Annotated in this window: 16 protein-coding genes and 1 tRNA gene; 10 read left to right on the top strand and 7 right to left on the bottom strand. The window is 74.2% G+C overall.

The features are described 5' to 3' along the window. The first annotated feature begins 199 nt into the window (after window positions 1-199). Window positions 200-1,135 carry a hypothetical protein gene (locus tag ABT129_RS10995; RefSeq protein ID WP_351899393.1) on the top strand — a complete coding sequence of 312 codons (936 nt, stop codon included), beginning with the start codon at window positions 200-202 and terminating at the stop codon, window positions 1,133-1,135. A gap of 1 nt (window position 1,136) precedes the next feature. On the opposite strand, the gene ABT129_RS10990 is transcribed toward ABT129_RS10995, so the two are convergent. Further along, a complete protein-coding gene (locus ABT129_RS10990; RefSeq protein ID WP_351899391.1) occupies window positions 1,137-3,302 on the bottom strand; it encodes a S9 family peptidase in 2,166 nt (721 codons plus the stop codon). 181 nt (window positions 3,303-3,483) lie between these two features. Here ABT129_RS10990 and ABT129_RS10985 point away from each other — a divergent pair, with 181 nt between their 5' ends. The 4 genes from ABT129_RS10985 (at window position 3,484) to ABT129_RS10970 (ending at window position 7,434) form a co-directional block, all read left to right on the top strand. Continuing rightward, complete coding sequence (locus ABT129_RS10985) at window positions 3,484-3,678, top strand: hypothetical protein (RefSeq protein WP_030207665.1); 195 nt, start codon at window positions 3,484-3,486, stop codon at window positions 3,676-3,678. Between the two features lie 87 nt (window positions 3,679-3,765). Further along, the gene (gene mshB, locus ABT129_RS10980; protein WP_351899388.1) at window positions 3,766-4,656 is read left to right on the top strand and encodes an N-acetyl-1-D-myo-inositol-2-amino-2-deoxy-alpha-D-glucopyranoside deacetylase; all 891 of its coding nucleotides are present in this window, start codon (window positions 3,766-3,768) and stop codon (window positions 4,654-4,656) included. After that, window positions 4,653-5,042: a DUF6113 family protein gene (locus tag ABT129_RS10975; RefSeq protein WP_351899386.1), complete on the top strand. Its 390-nt coding sequence runs from the start codon at window positions 4,653-4,655 to the stop codon at window positions 5,040-5,042. The genes mshB and ABT129_RS10975 overlap by 4 nt, the downstream gene beginning before the upstream one ends. Window positions 5,043-5,217: 175 nt before the next feature. Further along, window positions 5,218-7,434, top strand: coding sequence for a hypothetical protein (locus ABT129_RS10970; protein ID WP_502981713.1), 2,217 nt, complete (start codon window positions 5,218-5,220; stop codon window positions 7,432-7,434). Between the two features lie 124 nt (window positions 7,435-7,558). Here the strand turns inward: ABT129_RS10970 and ABT129_RS10965 are convergent, their stop codons facing one another. Both ABT129_RS10965 and ABT129_RS10960 read right to left on the bottom strand, forming a co-directional pair. Further along, complete coding sequence (locus tag ABT129_RS10965) at window positions 7,559-7,783, bottom strand: hypothetical protein (protein WP_351899381.1); 225 nt, start codon at window positions 7,781-7,783, stop codon at window positions 7,559-7,561. Window positions 7,784-7,809: 26 nt separating this feature from the next. Next, on the bottom strand, window positions 7,810-8,175 hold the full coding sequence (locus ABT129_RS10960) for a DUF1304 domain-containing protein (RefSeq protein ID WP_351899379.1): 366 nt from the start codon (window positions 8,173-8,175) through the stop codon (window positions 7,810-7,812). Between the two features lie 149 nt (window positions 8,176-8,324). Here ABT129_RS10960 and ABT129_RS10955 point away from each other — a divergent pair. Continuing rightward, window positions 8,325-8,399 (top strand) — tRNA-Leu (locus ABT129_RS10955). Window positions 8,400-8,484: 85 nt separating this feature from the next. Here ABT129_RS10955 and ABT129_RS10950 read toward each other — a convergent pair. Then, window positions 8,485-9,360 carry a transglutaminase family protein gene (locus ABT129_RS10950; protein ID WP_502981711.1) on the bottom strand — a complete coding sequence of 292 codons (876 nt, stop codon included), beginning with the start codon at window positions 9,358-9,360 and terminating at the stop codon, window positions 8,485-8,487. Then, window positions 9,357-10,358 carry a GNAT family N-acetyltransferase gene (locus ABT129_RS10945; RefSeq protein ID WP_351899375.1) on the bottom strand — a complete coding sequence of 334 codons (1,002 nt, stop codon included), beginning with the start codon at window positions 10,356-10,358 and terminating at the stop codon, window positions 9,357-9,359. Before ABT129_RS10945 ends, ABT129_RS10950 begins: the two co-directional genes overlap by 4 nt. A 112-nt stretch (window positions 10,359-10,470) precedes the next feature. On the opposite strand from ABT129_RS10945, the gene fdxA reads away from it, so the two are divergent. Continuing rightward, entirely contained in the window at window positions 10,471-10,791 is a 321-nt protein-coding gene (gene fdxA, locus ABT129_RS10940; protein WP_015035968.1) for a ferredoxin, read from the top strand. Between the two features lie 85 nt (window positions 10,792-10,876). Further along, window positions 10,877-11,971 (top strand): bifunctional succinyldiaminopimelate transaminase/glutamate-prephenate aminotransferase, encoded by a 1,095-nt coding sequence (locus tag ABT129_RS10935; RefSeq protein ID WP_351899372.1) that lies wholly within the window; start codon window positions 10,877-10,879, stop codon window positions 11,969-11,971. An 83-nt stretch (window positions 11,972-12,054) separates the two neighbouring features. On the opposite strand, the gene ABT129_RS10930 is transcribed toward ABT129_RS10935, so the two are convergent. Together ABT129_RS10930 and ABT129_RS10925 are read right to left on the bottom strand one after the other, a co-directional pair. After that, window positions 12,055-12,513, bottom strand: coding sequence for an ATP-binding protein (locus tag ABT129_RS10930; RefSeq protein WP_351899370.1), 459 nt, complete (start codon window positions 12,511-12,513; stop codon window positions 12,055-12,057). A gap of 301 nt (window positions 12,514-12,814) precedes the next feature. Continuing rightward, window positions 12,815-13,804, bottom strand: coding sequence for a hypothetical protein (locus ABT129_RS10925; protein WP_351899368.1), 990 nt, complete (start codon window positions 13,802-13,804; stop codon window positions 12,815-12,817). Window positions 13,805-13,833: 29 nt separating this feature from the next. Here ABT129_RS10925 and dapE point away from each other — a divergent pair, with 29 nt between their 5' ends. Both dapE and ABT129_RS10915 read left to right on the top strand, forming a co-directional pair. Beyond that, window positions 13,834-14,928 carry a succinyl-diaminopimelate desuccinylase gene (gene dapE, locus ABT129_RS10920; RefSeq protein ID WP_351899365.1) on the top strand — a complete coding sequence of 365 codons (1,095 nt, stop codon included), beginning with the start codon at window positions 13,834-13,836 and terminating at the stop codon, window positions 14,926-14,928. A gap of 105 nt (window positions 14,929-15,033) precedes the next feature. Further along, window positions 15,034-15,783 (top strand): LOG family protein, encoded by a 750-nt coding sequence (locus ABT129_RS10915; RefSeq protein WP_351899363.1) that lies wholly within the window; start codon window positions 15,034-15,036, stop codon window positions 15,781-15,783. The last annotated feature ends 41 nt before the right edge of the window (window positions 15,784-15,824 follow it).

Here is a 15,824-nt window from a genome sequence, read left to right as displayed (position 1 = left end):
GCCGTGCGGGTGCCGTGGACCGGGCCGGGGCGTCATGGCGGCCCCGGCCCGGTCGCACCCCCCTTTCTCGGGCTCGGTTCGCCTCCGGGGCGCCGGAGCCGGGGGAGCGGCCCCGCCGAGGAGGTGCCCCCGGAAGCGGTGGGCGGTGGTTCCGCGGAATCGCTTGTTTCGGTCGGGGGCGACCGTGAGTATCGGGACCGTGACTGTGACACGACCGGCACGACTCACGGGCGCCGCGCTCTGCGCCGCGCTCGCCCTCATCGCCGCCGTGTGGATCCTCAAGGATCTCGCCGCGCTCGGCTCGCCCTCCGACCTCGCCTGGTACTGGGCCGGGGACCACCACTTCCTCATCCGCGGCCGGTCCACCACCTCCCTGACCGACCCGGTGCTCCTCGCCGTCTCCGTGGCCACCGCCGTCGCCGCGCTCCGCTCCCGGCACGCCGCCTCCGCGCTCGCCGCCACCGGCACCGTCACCCTCGCCGTACGACTGCCGGGCCTCTGGGCCTCCGACAGCGGAGCCCTCGTCACCGCGCTCCTCGAACTGGGCCTCGCCGCCGGTCTGATCGTCACCGCCGCCGTCGGCCGCCGTCCCGCCGCCGCGTACGAGCCGCCGCCCACCCGGCCCCGTACGGGCCCCGCCGTCGCCGCCGGAGTCCTCCTCGCGGCCGGCGCAGTCGTCCTGGCCCTGTGGGAGCTGTACTGGGCCACCGAACTGCCCCTGGAGATCACCGTCGACCGGTTCATCGGCGGCCGCTCCGTCATCAAGGCGGCCCTCGCGCCCCCGCCCGGCTGGCTGTCGCTGGTCCTCCTCTCCCTGTACGGCACGGCCGCCGTCTCCGCCTTCCTGCGGGCCCGCCACAGCCGGGCCTTCGGGCTGCTCGCCGGGGCGTTCCTGACGCTCGGCGGCCTCGCCGAGGTCGCGCGGACCGTCCGGTACGAACTGGTCGGCCACCTCGGGGACATCCCGACCGCCGAACGGCTGGGCGTCCTCACCGCCTTCCTCGGGCTGCTCTCCGGCGCCGCGGTCCTCGTCCTCCTCGCCGGGCGCGGCGCCCCCGCCACCGCGCCCGGCCCCCACCCGGTGGCCGGGATGCCGCCCCCGGCCCCGCCGTACCCGCCGCCGCCCGGCTGGTGACTCAGCCCCGGTCCAGGCCCAGGGAGCGCTTGAGGAAGTCCACCTGGAGCAGGAGCAGATTCTCCGCGACCTGCTCCTGCGGCGTCATGTGCGTGACCCCGGAGAGCGGCAGCACCTCGTGCGGCCGGCCCGCCGCGAGCAGCGCGGAGGAGAGCCGAAGGGCGTGCGCGACCACCACGTTGTCGTCCGCGAGGCCGTGGACGATCATCATCGGCCGCACGGGCACCTCCGGCGCGGACAGCCCGTCGTCGGTGAGCAGCGACTGCGCCGCGTACACCTCGGGATCGTCCTGCGGGGTGCCGAGGTACCGCTCCGTGTAGTGGGTGTCGTACAGCCGCCAGTCCGTCACCGGCGCCCCGACGACCGCCGCGTGGAAGACGTCGGGCCGCTGGAGCACCGCCCGCGCCGCCAGGTACCCGCCGTACGACCAGCCCCGGATCGCCACCCGCTCCAGATCCAGCGGAAAGCGGTCGGCGAGGCCATGGAGCGCGTCCACCTGGTCGTCGAGGGTCGGCGAGAGGTCCCGCGCGATCGCCTTCTCCCAGGCGGGGGAGCGGCCCGGCGTGCCCCGCCCGTCCGCCACGACCACCGCGAAGCCCTGGTCGGCGAACCACTGGGACGTCAGATGCGGATGGTGGGCGGCGACCACCCGCGGCCCGTGCGGCCCGCCGTACGGGTCCATCAGGACCGGCAGCGGCCCGTCCCCCTCCTCGTACCCCGAGGGCAGCAGCACCGCGCAGGGGATGCGCCGGACCCCCGCCTCCGTGAGCCGCACCCGGGCGTCGATCACCGGCCGCTGGGCGTACGAGGCCACCACCGCCACCTGCTCGCCGTCCCGCAGCACCCGCGCCACGCTCCCCGGCTCCTCCGGCCGCGCCGACACGAGGACGGTCACCGCCCCGGAGCGCACCGCGCCGTGCGTCCCGACGCCCTCGGACAGCCGCTCGGCGCCCTGACCGGTGACCCGGTACACATGGACCTCACCGGTCTCCGGCCGGGCCGCGCCCGCGCCCGCCGACGCCGACACCAGGACGTCCTCGTCCCCGAGGGAGAGGACGGCCCGGACGTGCAGCGTGTCGTCGGTGAGCACCTCGTCCCCGACGGCCAGGGCGCGCGCCCCGCTCTCGTCGGTGAGCCGCACGAGCCGCCCGTCCGGCGCCCACGCCGGCACCCCCGGCAGCAGGTCCAGCCACACCGGGTCCCGCTCGGCCCGCACGGTCGTGGTCTCCCCGGACTCCGGGTCCACCGTCAGGAACAGCTGCTCGCGCTGGTCCCGCGCCTGCACGAGGAGCAGCGGCGCCCCGGCCGCCGACCAGTGGACCCGCGCCAGGTACGGGTACCGCTCCCGGTCCCACCCGACCTCCGTACGGGCCCCGTCGAGGCCCAGGACGAAGAGCCGGACCTCCGCGTTGGCCGTACCCGCCGCCGGGTACGCCACCCGCTGCGGCTCCCGGTCCGGGTGCGCCGGGTCGGCGATCCACCAGCGCCGCACCGCACGGTCGTCCGCGCGCGCGACGAGCAGCCGGTCCGAGGCGGGGGACCACCAGAACCCCCGGTCCCGGCCCATCTCCTCGGAGGCGATGAATTCGGCCAATCCGTAGGTGACGTGTCCGTCCTCCGGAGCGGCCAGCTCACGGTCGCCCGAACCGTCCGCGCCGACCACCCGCAGCGCGCCCTCCGTCACGTACGCCACGAAGCGTCCGTCCGGCGACGGCCGGGGGTCGATCACCGGGCCGGGCACCGGCAGCTCGCGCGCCGTCCCCGCCCGCAGCTCCGCCGTGAACAGCCGCCCCGACAGGGCGAAGGCGGCCAGCTCCACGGTCCCGTCCACCGCGTACGCCACCACACCGGCCGAGCCCTCCCGGCTCCGCTCCCGGCGCGCCCGCTCCCGCGGCGAGAGCTCCTCGTCCGCCCCCGCGAGCAGGACCTCCGGGTCGGCCGCCACCCGCTCCACCGGCGGGCCGCCGTCGCGCGGCAGGTCGAGGACCCAGAGCCGGTGCGAACGGTCCGTGCCCGAGGCGGATCTGACGAACACCACGCGTTCCCCGTCCGGGGAGACCGAGAAGCCGCGCGGAACCCCCAGGGTGAACCGCTGGGTCCGGGCGTGCTGGCGAGGGAAGGAGAGCCCGGCCGAGGGTGTGGCCGGCTGCTGTCGAGACAAGGTCATGCGGCTGAAACTAGCGCCGTGCGCCCCCCTCGTGCCTCCGTCCGCCGATCGATGCGGCCGCACGGATAGTTATGATCCGTAGCGCTAGGTGGGTATGCATCCGACGGGCCTGTCCTCTGGCACATGCTGATCGACCGAACCACTCGAATATCCGACCGAAGAAGTGTGGAGGTGAACCGCCGTGGCACTCTCGATCTCCGTGGTGGTGCTGCTGGCGATCGTCGTCTTCCTTCTGATCCGGAAATCCGGGTTGAAGGCTGGACATGCGGCGGTCTGCGCGCTCCTGGGCTTCTACCTGGCGAGCTCGTCCATCGCCCCGTCCATCAGCACCCTCACCACGAACGTGGCGAACATGGTCGGCGGCCTCAAGTTCTGAGCCCGCCGTCCTGAGACCCCGCACCGGGCCCGTGCCCCGAGCCCATGTCCCGGGACCGCCGTCGGCCGGACCTCGTAGGGTGGGGACATGTCCGATCTCCCCGCCCGCCGTCTGCTGCTCGTGCACGCGCACCCGGACGACGAGTCGATCAACAACGGCGCCACCATGGCCAGGTACGCGGCCGAGGGCGCCCTCGTCACCCTGGTCACCTGCACGCTCGGCGAGGAGGGCGAGGTCATCCCGCCCGACCTCGCCCACCTGGCCCCCGACCGGGAGGACCGGCTCGGCCCCCATCGCGTCGGCGAACTCGCCGCCGCGATGGCCGAGCTGGGCGTCACCGACCACCGTTTCCTCGGCGGCCCCGGGCGCTTCCGCGACTCCGGGATGATGGGCGTCGAACAGAACAAGCGTGAGAACGCCTTCTGGAACACGGACGTCGACACCGCCGCCCCGTACCTCGTCGAGGTGATCAGGGAGACCCGCCCGCAGGTCCTGGTCACCTACGACCCCGACGGCGGTTACGGACACCCGGACCACATCCAGGCCCACCGGGTCGCCATGCGCGCCGCCGAACTCGCCGCCGACCCGGCCCACCGCCCCGACCTGGGGCCGGCCCACGCGATCGCGAAGATCTACTGGAACCGCGTCCCGCGCCCGGTCGTCGAGGCCGGTTTCGCCCGGCTCCGCGCCGAGGGCTCCGTCTTCCCGGCCGCCGCCGCCGTCGACGACGTCCCCGGCGTCGTGGACGAGGACCGGATCACCGCCGAGATCGAGGCGGGCCCGGAACAGAAGGCCCGCAAGAGCGCGGCGATGGCCGCGCACGCCACCCAAGTCGCGGTCGACGGTCCGTTCTTCGCCCTCTCCAACGACCTGGGCCAGCCGATCCTGACCACCGAGTACTACGAGTTGGCGCGGGGCGTCCACGGCGCTCCCGCCGGCGTTCGCGAGACGGACCTCTTCGCGGGAGTGAAGGCATGAACCCTGTGAACCCCTCCGCGCCGGGCACCCTCCCCGCCTCCCGGAACGTCCGCGTCGCCTGGTACGCGGGCCTCGCCGTCCTCGGCGTCCTCGTCGGCACCGCGGGCGCCCTCGTCCAAGCCGCCTGGCTCCCCGGCGGCTTGATCCTCGCCCTGCTCGCCACCGCCGCCCTCTTCTACGGAGGGCTGCGCGCGACCGGCACCCAGATCGGCGTCGCCGCGGGCGGAGCCGGCTGGCTCATCGCCGTCATCCTGCTCAGCTTCGGACGCCCCGAGGGGGACGGGGCGTTCGGCGGAGGCGTCGGTGAGCTGCTCTTCCTCTTCGGGGGCATGGGCATCGCTGTGATGTGCACCACGCTGTCCCGGCTACCGCGACCGACCCCGTGAACAGGACGACTTGAGTCCGGGGACGCCCTGACTTCGGCCGGATTGCCCGTCGTCCGTCACCCGGGGGTCAGGTATGAGACGGCGGCGGCCAGTATGGTGGTGCGCGCCGCCGAACCGCCCGGGTTACACGAGCCTCAGCAAGAGCGGGCGGTGGAGCCAACCGGGAGATCCTGCTTTGAGTCGTGAAACTGGTCGAGAGACTGACAGTTCGTCCTCCGGCGCCCAGGGGCGCGGTGGAGCCGCGTACCCCTCGGGTACACCGCCGTACGGATCCCGCCAGTATCCGTCGCTCCACCCCTCGCAGGACGCGCCGGAGGAAACCGCCGCCGCGTCCGCACCGCCGGAGGAGCCCAAGACCGAGACGACGCTGACGACCCGGATCCGGATCAACATCCCGGGTTCGCGTCCGATCCCGCCGGTCGTGGTCCGCCAGACGGTCAACGAGGCGCCCGCGCCGGAGCCCGCCCCCGTCGTGGAGCCCGAGCCCGTGCCCCAGCCGGTGGCGGCCCCCGAGCCGCCGCGGGCGGAGGAGGAGCCGAAGGCGAAGGAGACGAGCGACTGGTTCGCGCCCCGCAAGGCGGCGCCCCAGGGCCCGGCTCCCACGCCCGCGCTGCCCCCGGCGCCCGCTCCGGCCCCGAAGCCCGCCCAGGGCCTCGCCGGACCGGACGCCCAGGGCACGGGCTTCGCGGGCTCCGCGACGTCCGGCGTGCCGACGGTCGGCAACACCCCGTCGAGCCGCCCGGTCAGCGGCGGCCGGCCCGCCCCCGGCAACCCGCTGTACGAGAGCGGCACCCCCGCGGGCGGCACGCCCCGTTACGACGGGACCCCGGCGGGGGGTACGCCGATGTACACGGGCACGCCCGCGGGCGGGACCCCGATGTACGACGGCGCTCCCGGCGCCGGAACCCCGGGGTACGACGGCACCCCGGGTGCCGGGACCCCGAGGTACGACGCCACCCCCGCTGGCGGCACCCCGATGTACACCGGGACGCCGGCCGGCGGCACGCCCGCGTATCGCGACCCGGCCGCACCGACCGGCCCCACGACGGGCCCGGTCACCGGCACCGCCGCCCTGGGCGGCCCGGCCGCGGGGAACCCCTTCCTGGGCCTGGGCCAGGGGCCGGGCGGCCAGGGTGCGCCCGGCCAGGGTGCGGGCTCCCCGTTCCCCGGCGGCGCCCCCGGCGGGGCTCCCCGCCTGTCCGACGACACCGCCGTGCTGACCCCGCAGGCGCCCGCGCCGGCCTCCGGCCCCGGCGGCGGCCCGGCCGGCCACGGCCAGCAGGCCGACGGCCACATCTCCGGGGACACGCTCACCAGCGGCATCCCGGTGGTCCCGCCGAAGGCGGCCCGCCCGAACCTCACCCCGCGCATCGAGGAGCAGGCGAGCCCGGCCCCCGCGCCCGCCCCGCGCCAGGCCGCGGCCCCCGGCCGCGCCCCGGCGAAGAAGGGCCGCTCGAAGCTCGTCCTCGTCGCCGTCGGCGTCATCGGCATCGCCGGAGTCGCCTACGGCGCCGGACTGCTCCTCAACCACTCCGACGTCCCCAAGGGCACCACGGTGCTCGGCGTGGACATCGGCGGCGGTACGAAGGAGGAGGCCGTCAACAAGCTGGACGCGGCCCTCGGCAAGCGCGCCGCCGCCCCGATCCAGCTCGGCATCGGCGGCAAGAAGGTCGAGCTGGCGCCCGAGAAGGCGGGCCTCGCGCTCGACAGCCAGGAGACCGTCCGCGCCGCCGCCGGCAGCGACTACAACCCGGTCTCGGTGATCGGCTCCCTCTTCGGCGGCGAGCGGGTCGCCAAGCCGCTCTTCCCGGTCGACGAGGAGAAGCTCGCCGTCGCCCTGACCGACGTCGCCGGCGCCTCCGCGTCCGCGACCGAGGGCACCATCCTGTTCGCCCCGAACAAGGTGACGCCCGTCGAGGGCAAGCCCGGCAAGGCCATCGACATCCAGCGTTCGATGATCTCCGTCCGGGACGCCTTCCGCGCCCAGGTCGAGACGGGGCAGAGCAGGCTGGTCGACCTGCCGGTCTCCACCCGCCAGCCCACCGTCACCAAGGCCGAGCTGGACCGGGCGATGAAGGAGTTCGCCACCCCCGCCATGTCCGGCCTGATCAGGATCCAGGCGGGCGGCAGGCACATCGACTTCGGCCCGGCGCGGTCGCTGCCGCAGATCCTCTCCATGAAGGCCGTCGACGGCCGGCTGGTCGAGGTCTACGACAAGAAGGCGATCGAGCGGCTCCTCGACGGCGCCTTCGACGGCATCATGATCACCAAGGGTGACGGCACCCAGCACGAGGTCTCCGCCGACGACGTGGCCTTCGTGATGCGCGACGCGCTGATGGGCAAGAACCTGACCGAACGCACCAAGACGATCGACCTGTCGGGCGAGGGCTGACCGCCGCCCCGTCCACCACGCCCCGAGCCCCCGCCCGACCCACGTCGGCCGGGGGCTCGGGCCTGTCTGACCATTCCCGCCGGGTCCGGCGCCAATGGTCAGACAGGCCCTAGGCGCGTGGCGCTCACCACGAGCCCCCGAACCGCTCCCGCCGGTCCCGCAGCCAGGCCCGGACCTCCCGGGCCTCGGCGGGCGAGGCGTCCCGGAGGTCGTCCGCGCGGATCGTCGCCACGAAGCGCGTGAACCGCACCCGCCGGTGGACGCCGTCCACGCCGATGACCTTGCCGGGTCCGTAGACGTCGGTACCCGTGTGCGCGACGAACGCGCCGGGGCCGTGAGGGGTGTGCATCGAGGGCCTTTCGCTCGGTGTGCTGCTCAGTAGTGGGCGACGAGGACGGCCGAGAGGGCGAGCGCGCCGGGCAGGGCCTGGGCGAAGAGGATGCGGCGGTTGGCGGTGGCGGCGCCGTAGAGGCCGGCGATCACGACGCACGACAGGAAGAACACCTGGGCGCGGAACCCGGTCGGGTCGTCGGCGATCAGCCCCCAGACGAGCCCGGCGGCGAGGAAGCCGTTGTAGAGCCCCTGGTTGGCGGCCATGGCGGCGGTGTCACGCGCCGTCCTGGCGTCGAAGCCGGAGAAGCGACGACCGGTCTCCTTCTCCCACAGGAACATCTCCATCACCAGGATGTAGGCGTGCAGCAGGGCGACGAGGGCGACGAGGATGTCTGCGGTCAGCGGCATGGCCCGCATTCTGCCGCCGCGCGCCCGGGGTCCGGCCCGCGACGCGACCGCGCCGCCGACAACTCCGCCCTACGGTCGGTCGGCCCGCGCCCCCCGCGCGAAATCCGCTCGCGCGCCCGCCGCGCGAACGCCTAGCATCCGGGGCAGGGGCGGGGTCGTAGCACAGAGGTAGTGCGCCGCGACAGCATCTCGGAGGACGCCGGTTCGAATCCGGTCGCCCCGCCCCCCTCTCCGCTCCCACGCGCGGCGGCGACCCCGAGGACGGGGCGCCGACCCCGGAGGCCGACGCGGCCGCCGCCGGCCGAGCCGCTAGTTCAGCCGCGCCCGTGCCGCCTGCGCCCGTCGCCGGATCGTCGTCGCCGAGTCCGGGTCCACCGCGTCCATCACCTGCGCGTACGCCTCCATCTCGGCGGCTCCCGTGAGGAAGTCGCCGCGCTGGACGAGCAGCTCGGCGCGTTCGTAGCGGAGCCGGGCCGGATGGGACGGCAGGAGGAGCGAGAGTTCCACCGCCCACAGGGCCACGTCGGAGCGCTCCGGGCGGGGAGCCGCCCAGGCGCGGATGTTGTTGAGGACGCGCAGCACGATCGCGCCGGGCTCGGCGGGCCGGAGCATCGAGCGGTCGAGGGCCTCGCCCGTCGCGCTCGTCACCAGGAGTTCGGCGTCGGCGCCGGTCATGGCGCGGCCGCCCGCGAAGGGGTCGGCCAGGTTCAGGTCGGCGGGGTCGCCGAAGCCGACGACGAAGTGGCCGGGCAGCCCGAGTCCGTACACGGGGGCGCCGGCCCTCCGCGCGACCTCCATCCAGACGACGGAGAGCAGGATGGGCAGGCCCCGGCGACGGCGGAGCACCTCGTGCAGGAGCGAGGACTCCAGACGCTGGTAGTCGGCGGGCACGCCCTCGAAGCCCTCGTGCCGGCCCAGGAGCTCGGCGAGCGCGCCGCTCCAGTCGCCGGTGACACGGGTGGCGTACGGGACGAGCCCGGCGAGGCGGTCGAGTTCGATCTCGGCCTCGTCCAGGGCGTGCCGGGTCACGGTGGGGTCGGCCACCGCGCCGATCAGCAGGCAGAGCCTGGCCAGGTCGGGCCGCTCGGACCGCGCCTCCTCCGCGAACTCCCGCCGCCAGTCGGCCGGGTCCGCCCCCTCGCACGCGTCCCCGGCTCCGCCCGGTGGTGGTACGTCCTCCGTCACGCCTCCGCCCATCGGTAGTGGTGGTAGTGGTGGTGGGTCGCGAAGCCCATCCCGTCGTACAGGGCCCGCGCGCCCTCGTTGTCCGCCTCCACCTGGAGCCAGGCCGCCGACGCGCCCTCGTCCAGCGCCTGTCGGGCGAGCGCGGTCATGACGGACGTCGCCAGACCGCGGCGTCGCCGGTCGGGGGCGACCTCGACGGCCATGAAGCCGGCCCAGCGTCCGTCGACGACGCACCGCCCGATCGCCGCAGGTACCTCTCCCGTGCCCGCCACGGACGCGAACCACACCCGGGGGCCGGAGGTGAGCACCGGCACCACCGCCGGGTTCGGCTCGCCGAAGCGCTGGTAGCGGCGCAGCCAGGCCTCGTCGACGGTCGGGGAGAGGCGTACGGCGGAGATGTCGGCGTCCAGGTCTCCGATCGGGGCGAGCGCTCCGATCCGTACCTCGGCGGAGACCTCGCGCCGCCAGCCGTGCCGGTCGAGCGCGGCGCAGAGCAGCTCCTGGGTGCCCTCGGCGCCGGTGGCGGTCTGCACGTACGGGGGGAGCCCCCGGGCCGCGTACCACGCGCGCACGTGGGTCAGGGCGTCGGCGACCGGCATCCCGGGATCACCGAGCGGGAGCGCGGAGTTGGCGCGCCGGGTGAAGCCGTCGGCGGCCCGCAGGGTCCACTCGCCGAGCCGCTCGCTCTCGACGGGCCGCCACGCGCGCGCGGTGGCCCGCGCCAGCTCGGCGAAGGTGGCCGAGGGACCGCGCCGGCGGGCCGGGGCGGCGGGCACGGCCTTCCCCGCGACCAGCGCGGATTCCGCGATGCGGACGCTCTCGCCGCTCTTTCGTGTGATCAGCAGCACAGAGTCGTCCCATGATGTGAGAACTCCGACCGCGTCGGTGAATCTCCCACCCGCCGCCGGCTTCTCCGTCACGTACCGAACGGAGACACGTTTTCCCACGTCAGCGCTGGTAATTCGGACCTCAAGGCGCCCTCCGCCGGTGAATTCCACAGCTTCTCCGCCCCTCCTGTTCGGATCGCCCTCAAGAACGGAGATACTAGGTGCGGGCATCGACGACGCCGCGCTCCCGCGCAGACCAGCCCTATCGAGGAGGAACGACAGCGTGACCTACGTCATCGCGCAGCCTTGTGTCGACGTGAAGGACAAGGCGTGCATCGAGGAGTGCCCCGTCGACTGCATCTACGAGGGCAAGCGGTCCTTGTACATCCACCCGGACGAATGCGTCGACTGCGGGGCCTGTGAGCCGGTCTGCCCGGTCGAGGCGATCTTCTACGAGGACGACACCCCGGAGGAGTGGAAGGACTACTACAAGGCGAACGTCGAGTTCTTCGACGAGCTCGGTTCGCCCGGTGGTGCCTCCAAGCTCGGCGAGATCGAGCGTGACCACCCCTTCATCGCCGCCCTGCCGCCGCAGAACGGCTGATCGACCGCATCCGGTCCCGTACGGCGTCGGCCGCCGTGCGGGACCGAGGCGTTTCCCCGTACGTACAGGAAGTGAGAGCCAACCCGTGAGCGCAGTCTCTTCGCGCCTGCCCGTCTTCCCGTGGGACAAGCTGGAGCCGTACAAGAAGACGGCCCTGGCGCACCCCGACGGAATCGTGGACCTCTCGGTCGGCACGCCCGTCGACCCGGTCCCCGCGCTGATCCAGGAGGCCCTGGTCGCGGCGGCGGACTCGCCGGGCTATCCCACGGTGTGGGGGACGAAGGAGCTGCGGGACGCGCTCACCGGCTGGTGCGAGCGGCGTCTGGGCGCGGTGGACGTCGCCCACGAGAACGTGCTGCCGGTGGTGGGCTCCAAGGAGCTGGTGGCGTGGCTGCCGACGCAGCTGGGTCTCGGCGCGGGCGACCGGGTCGCGTACCCGCGGCTCGCCTACCCGACGTACGAGGTCGGCGCGCGGCTCTGCGGCGCGGAGGCGGTCGTCTACGACGACCCGACCGAGCTCGACCCGGCCGGTCTGAAGCTGCTCTGGCTCAACTCCCCGTCCAATCCGACCGGCAGGGTCCTCTCCCCGGAGGAGCTGACCCGGATCGTGGCCTGGGCGCGCGAGCACGGGGTCCTCGTCTTCTCCGACGAGTGCTACCTGGAGCTGGGCTGGGAGGCCGATCCGGTCTCCGTCCTGCACCCGGACGTCTGCGGCGGTTCGTACGAGGGGATCGTCGCCGTCCACTCGCTCTCCAAGCGCTCCAACCTGGCCGGCTACCGGGCCGCGTTCATCGCGGGCGACGCGGCCGTCCTCGGTGAGCTGCTCCAGATCCGCAAGCACGGCGGCATGATGACCGCGGCGCCGGTCCAGGCGGCGACGGTGGCGGCGCTCGGCGACGACGCGCACGTGGCCGGGCAGCGGGAGCGGTACGCGGCCCGCCGGGCGGCGCTGCGGGCGGCCCTGGAGGCCCACGGCTTCCGGATCGAGCACAGCGAGGCGAGCCTGTACCTGTGGGCGACCCGGGACGAGCCGTGCTGGGAGACCGTGGCGTACCTGGCGGAGAAGGGCGTCCTGGTGGCGCCGGGCGACTTCTACGGCGAGGCGGGCGAGCGGTTCGTGCGGGTCGCGTTCACGGCGACGGACGAACGTGTCGAGGCGGCGGTCAAGCGCCTCGGCTGACCGCCGGACGAGGCGGGCCGTACACGGGCGAGGGCCCGGGGAGCATCCGCTCCCCGGGCCCTCGCCCGCTGTGGTGCGCGCGGTCAGCCGATCGGCAGGCCGCCGAGCGTCTGCCCGGTCGGCAGGCCGCCGAGGCCGCCGCCCAGGGCGCCGCCGGTCGGGCCCTCCGCGCTCTCGGCGGCGGCGCCGGCGGTCTTGCCGACGACCTCGCCCGCGCTGCCGGCGGTGTCACCGGCGACCTTCTGGGCGGCCGGGGTGGCCGTCTTGCCCGCGGCGCCGACGGTCTTGCCCGCGGCGGGGACGGCCGTGCCGACGGCCTGGCTGCCGGTGGCGCCGACGACGCCGGTGGCGGTCTGCGAGGCGCTGTCGACGGCGGTGCCCGCACCGGCGGCGTCCAGGGCGGAGACGCCGCCGAGGGCGCCGGTCGGCGCCAGGCTGTGGTCCAGGGCGCTCGCGGAGCCGGCCGCACCGACCACGGGGGCTGCTCCGGCCGCGAGGATGAGGGCGGCGCGGGCGATCCGACGGGTCAGGGGGAGGGTCATGGTGCTCCTTCGACGAGGTGCGAGGTGTGGTTCGGACGCAGTGACAACCGGCTCTGGGGCGGGTGAGGTTGCGGAGGTCGAAGGTAAAGAATTGGTAATGCGTCGTATTGTCGGGTGGGGAGGAAAACGGACGAACGCGTCATTGCCCCGGCTTCTGCCGAACCGTCACTTCCCTTGTGGGGCAAGGGAATTGGCCGGGTGGGGCGCGGGGTGCGAAAAGCGGCGCGGAAGGGTCGCGAATTTCTCCGGACGAGCCCGGGGCCCATGCCACGGGCGAGTGAATCGCCGTACGGGTGACCGGCTACTGGGCGAGTCGCATACGGACGGTCTCCCCGCCCGGGACAGCCGCGTCCGAGGCCCCGGAGGCCCCCTCCGAGGAGTCCGCGGCCCCGGCCGCCGGGAGCTTCGACCAGCCCCCGAGCGCCTCGCCCGCGCGCCACACCCGGTCCCCGTGGACGACCTCGGTGATGCGCAGCGTCTCCGACCGCGCCACCGCCCACTGCGCCAGCTCCCAGCCGCGCCGGCCGTCCGCCTCGGCCCCGGCCGTCCCCGACCCGGCCACACCCCGTACCGGCACCACGAGCACCGGCGGCGCCGACGCCGAGCGGCCCGCGCTCGGACCACCCGTCACGGCCCGCGGCGCCGCCTTCTCGCCGAACGCCCGGACCAGCTCCGCGCGGACCCGCTCGGGGTCGCCCGGCCGCCCCTCCGTCTCGTTCGCCGTACAGGTCAGCGCCGCCGGGGACCGGCCCGTCAGGGCGGCCGCGAGGAGCGTGGCGTCCGGCTCGTGCTTCGCGTACGCCTGCGGGAAACCGCTCTTCTGCACCTTCTGCGCCGCCACCGTCAGCGGCAGCCGCGAATACCCGGGAACCTTCTCCAGGCCCTCGTAGAACCGGGTCGCCGAGTACACCGGGTCCATGATCTGCGCCGGCGTCCCCCAGCCCATCGAGGGCCGCTGCTGGAAGAGGCCGAGCGAGTCCCGGTCGCCGTGCTCGATGTTCCGCAGCGCCGACTCCTGGAGCGCGGTCGCGAGCGCGATCGTCACCGCGCGCTCCGGCAGGCCCCGGGTCGTACCGACCGCGGAGATCGTGGCGGCGTTCGACGCCTGCTCCGGCGTGAACTCGTAGCGGTTGTCGCCGCTGCCCACACTGCACCGCGGGGTGCCCTTGCTCCCCGTCATCTGGTGCACGGCCACGTACGAGGCGAGGCCGAGGAGCACGGCGAAGGCGGCCGCGGAACGGGCGAGGCGGCCGCGACGGGCGGGGCGGGTGGGCTCGGACACGGGGCCCACCGTACTGGAGGCCGCGTTAGGGTCGGCACATGGCTGACATCACTCCGCTCGACGCGCCCCTCGACCTGTCCCGGGACGGGGCCGAGCTCACCGCCGCCCTCGTCGACTTCCGCTCCGTCAGCGGGACCGAGAAGCCGCTCGCGGACGCCATCGAGCAGGCGCTCCGCGCCCTGCCGCACCTCACCGTCGACCGGTACGGCAACAACGTCGTCGCCCGCACCCGCCTCGGCCGCGGCGAGCGCGTGGTCCTGGCCGGCCACATCGACACCGTGCCCATCGCCGACAACGTGCCCTCGCGGCTCGACGAGAACGGCATCCTCTGGGGCTGCGGCACCTCCGACATGAAGTCCGGCGTCGCCGTCCAGCTCCGCATCGCCGCCACCGTCCCGGAGCCCAACCGCGACCTCACCTTCGTCTTCTACGACAACGAGGAGGTCGCCGCCGACCTCAACGGCCTCGGGAAGATCGCCGCCGCGCACCCCGACTGGCTGGAGGGCGACTTCGCCGTCCTCCTGGAGCCCTCCGACGCCCAGGTCGAGGGCGGCTGCCAGGGCACCCTGCGCGTCATCCTGCACACCGCGGGCGAGCGCGCCCACTCCGCGCGCTCCTGGATGGGCTCCAACGCCATCCACACCGCCGCCCCGATCCTCGCCCGCCTCGCCGCCTACGAGCCCCGCAAGCCGGTCATCGACGGCCTGGAGTACCACGAGGGCCTCAACGCCGTCGCGATCCAGGGCGGCGTCGCCACCAACGTCATCCCCGACGCCTGCACGGTGACGGTCAACTACCGGTACGCCCCCGACCGCTCCCCGGCCGAGGCCCTGGCGTACGTCCGGGACTTCTTCGACGGCTGCGACATCGCCGACTTCGTCGTCGACGACGAGAGCCCCGGCGCCCTGCCCGGCCTCTCCCACCCGGCGGCGGAGGCCTTCATGAAGGCCGTCGGCGGCAGCGCCCAGCCCAAGTTCGGCTGGACCGACGTGTCCCGTTTCAGCGCCCTCGGCGTGCCCGCGGTCAACTACGGGCCCGGCGACCCCATCTACGCGCACAAGCGGGACGAGCACGTTCCGGTCGAGCGGATCCACCACTGCGAGGCACGGCTCCGCGACTGGCTGACCGCCTGACTTCCGTAATTTCGCGTTTCGTCACCTCTGTGGTCCTACTCTGACCGGACCAGAAGATCAGTTGGCGGCCGGACACAGGCCGCCGATCGGCGGAGGGAGCAGGCCATGGGCATTCCCGAGGGAATGGCGAAGCCCGAGGAGCAGCGACTCGGTCCGGTGCTCAGGCGGCGGGACCAGGTCCAGCCGGGCACCACGGACCAGCGACTGCTCGACACGGAGGGCGACTCGGAGTGGGTGCACACCGACCCCTGGCGGGTCATGCGCATCCAGTCCGAGTTCGTCGAGGGCTTCGGCGCCCTCGCCGAACTGCCCAGCGCGATCAGCGTCTTCGGCTCGGCCCGCACGAAGCCCGACTCGCCCGAGTACGAGGCGGGCGTGCGGATCGGCCGGGCGCTCGTCGAGGCCGGCTTCGCGGTCATCACGGGCGGCGGTCCCGGCGCGATGGAGGCGGCCAACAAGGGGGCCAGGGAGGCGAAGGGCGTCTCCGTGGGGCTCGGCATCGAGCTCCCCTTCGAGCAGGGGCTCAACCCGCACGTCGACATCGGCGTGAACTTCCGCTACTTCTTCGTCCGCAAGACGATGTTCGTGAAGTACGCGCAGGGCTTCGTCGTCCTGCCGGGCGGCCTCGGCACCCTCGACGAGCTCTTCGAGGCGCTGACCCTGGTCCAGACGCGCAAGGTCACCCGCTTCCCGATCGTGCTCTTCGGCACGGAGTACTGGAAGGGCCTCGTCGACTGGCTCCGCGACTCGGTCGTCGCGGGCGGCAAGGCCTCCGAGCGCGACCTGCTGCTCTTCCACGTCACGGACGACGTGGAAGAGGCGGTCGCGCTGGTGACGAAGGAGACGGGCAAGTAGCGCCCCGCGGGGCGGGGGGGGCCGGGGGGACGCGCGCCCCC

This window comes from Streptomyces sp. NPDC002057 (genome assembly GCF_040296665.1).
In the GTDB taxonomy this organism is placed as follows: domain Bacteria; phylum Actinomycetota; class Actinomycetes; order Streptomycetales; family Streptomycetaceae; genus Streptomyces.
The sequence above is the reverse complement of the archived record's forward strand: the minus strand, read 5'-3'. Positions and strand labels throughout refer to the sequence as shown.

What these genes read in the sequence shown, in the direction of transcription:
- ABT129_RS10990 (WP_351899391.1), bottom strand. Translation starts at nt 3,302, where the DNA reads ATGACCTTGTCTCGACAGCAGCCGGCCACACCCTCGGCCGGGCTCTCC.
- mshB (WP_351899388.1), top strand. Translation starts at nt 3,766, where the DNA reads ATGTCCGATCTCCCCGCCCGCCGTCTGCTGCTCGTGCACGCGCACCCG.
- ABT129_RS10975 (WP_351899386.1), top strand. Translation starts at nt 4,653, where the DNA reads ATGAACCCTGTGAACCCCTCCGCGCCGGGCACCCTCCCCGCCTCCCGG.
- ABT129_RS10965 (WP_351899381.1), bottom strand. Translation starts at nt 7,783, where the DNA reads ATGCACACCCCTCACGGCCCCGGCGCGTTCGTCGCGCACACGGGTACC.
- ABT129_RS10960 (WP_351899379.1), bottom strand. Translation starts at nt 8,175, where the DNA reads ATGCCGCTGACCGCAGACATCCTCGTCGCCCTCGTCGCCCTGCTGCAC.
- ABT129_RS10930 (WP_351899370.1), bottom strand. Translation starts at nt 12,513, where the DNA reads ATGACCCTCCCCCTGACCCGTCGGATCGCCCGCGCCGCCCTCATCCTC.
- dapE (WP_351899365.1), top strand. Translation starts at nt 13,834, where the DNA reads ATGGCTGACATCACTCCGCTCGACGCGCCCCTCGACCTGTCCCGGGAC.
- ABT129_RS10915 (WP_351899363.1), top strand. Translation starts at nt 15,034, where the DNA reads ATGGGCATTCCCGAGGGAATGGCGAAGCCCGAGGAGCAGCGACTCGGT.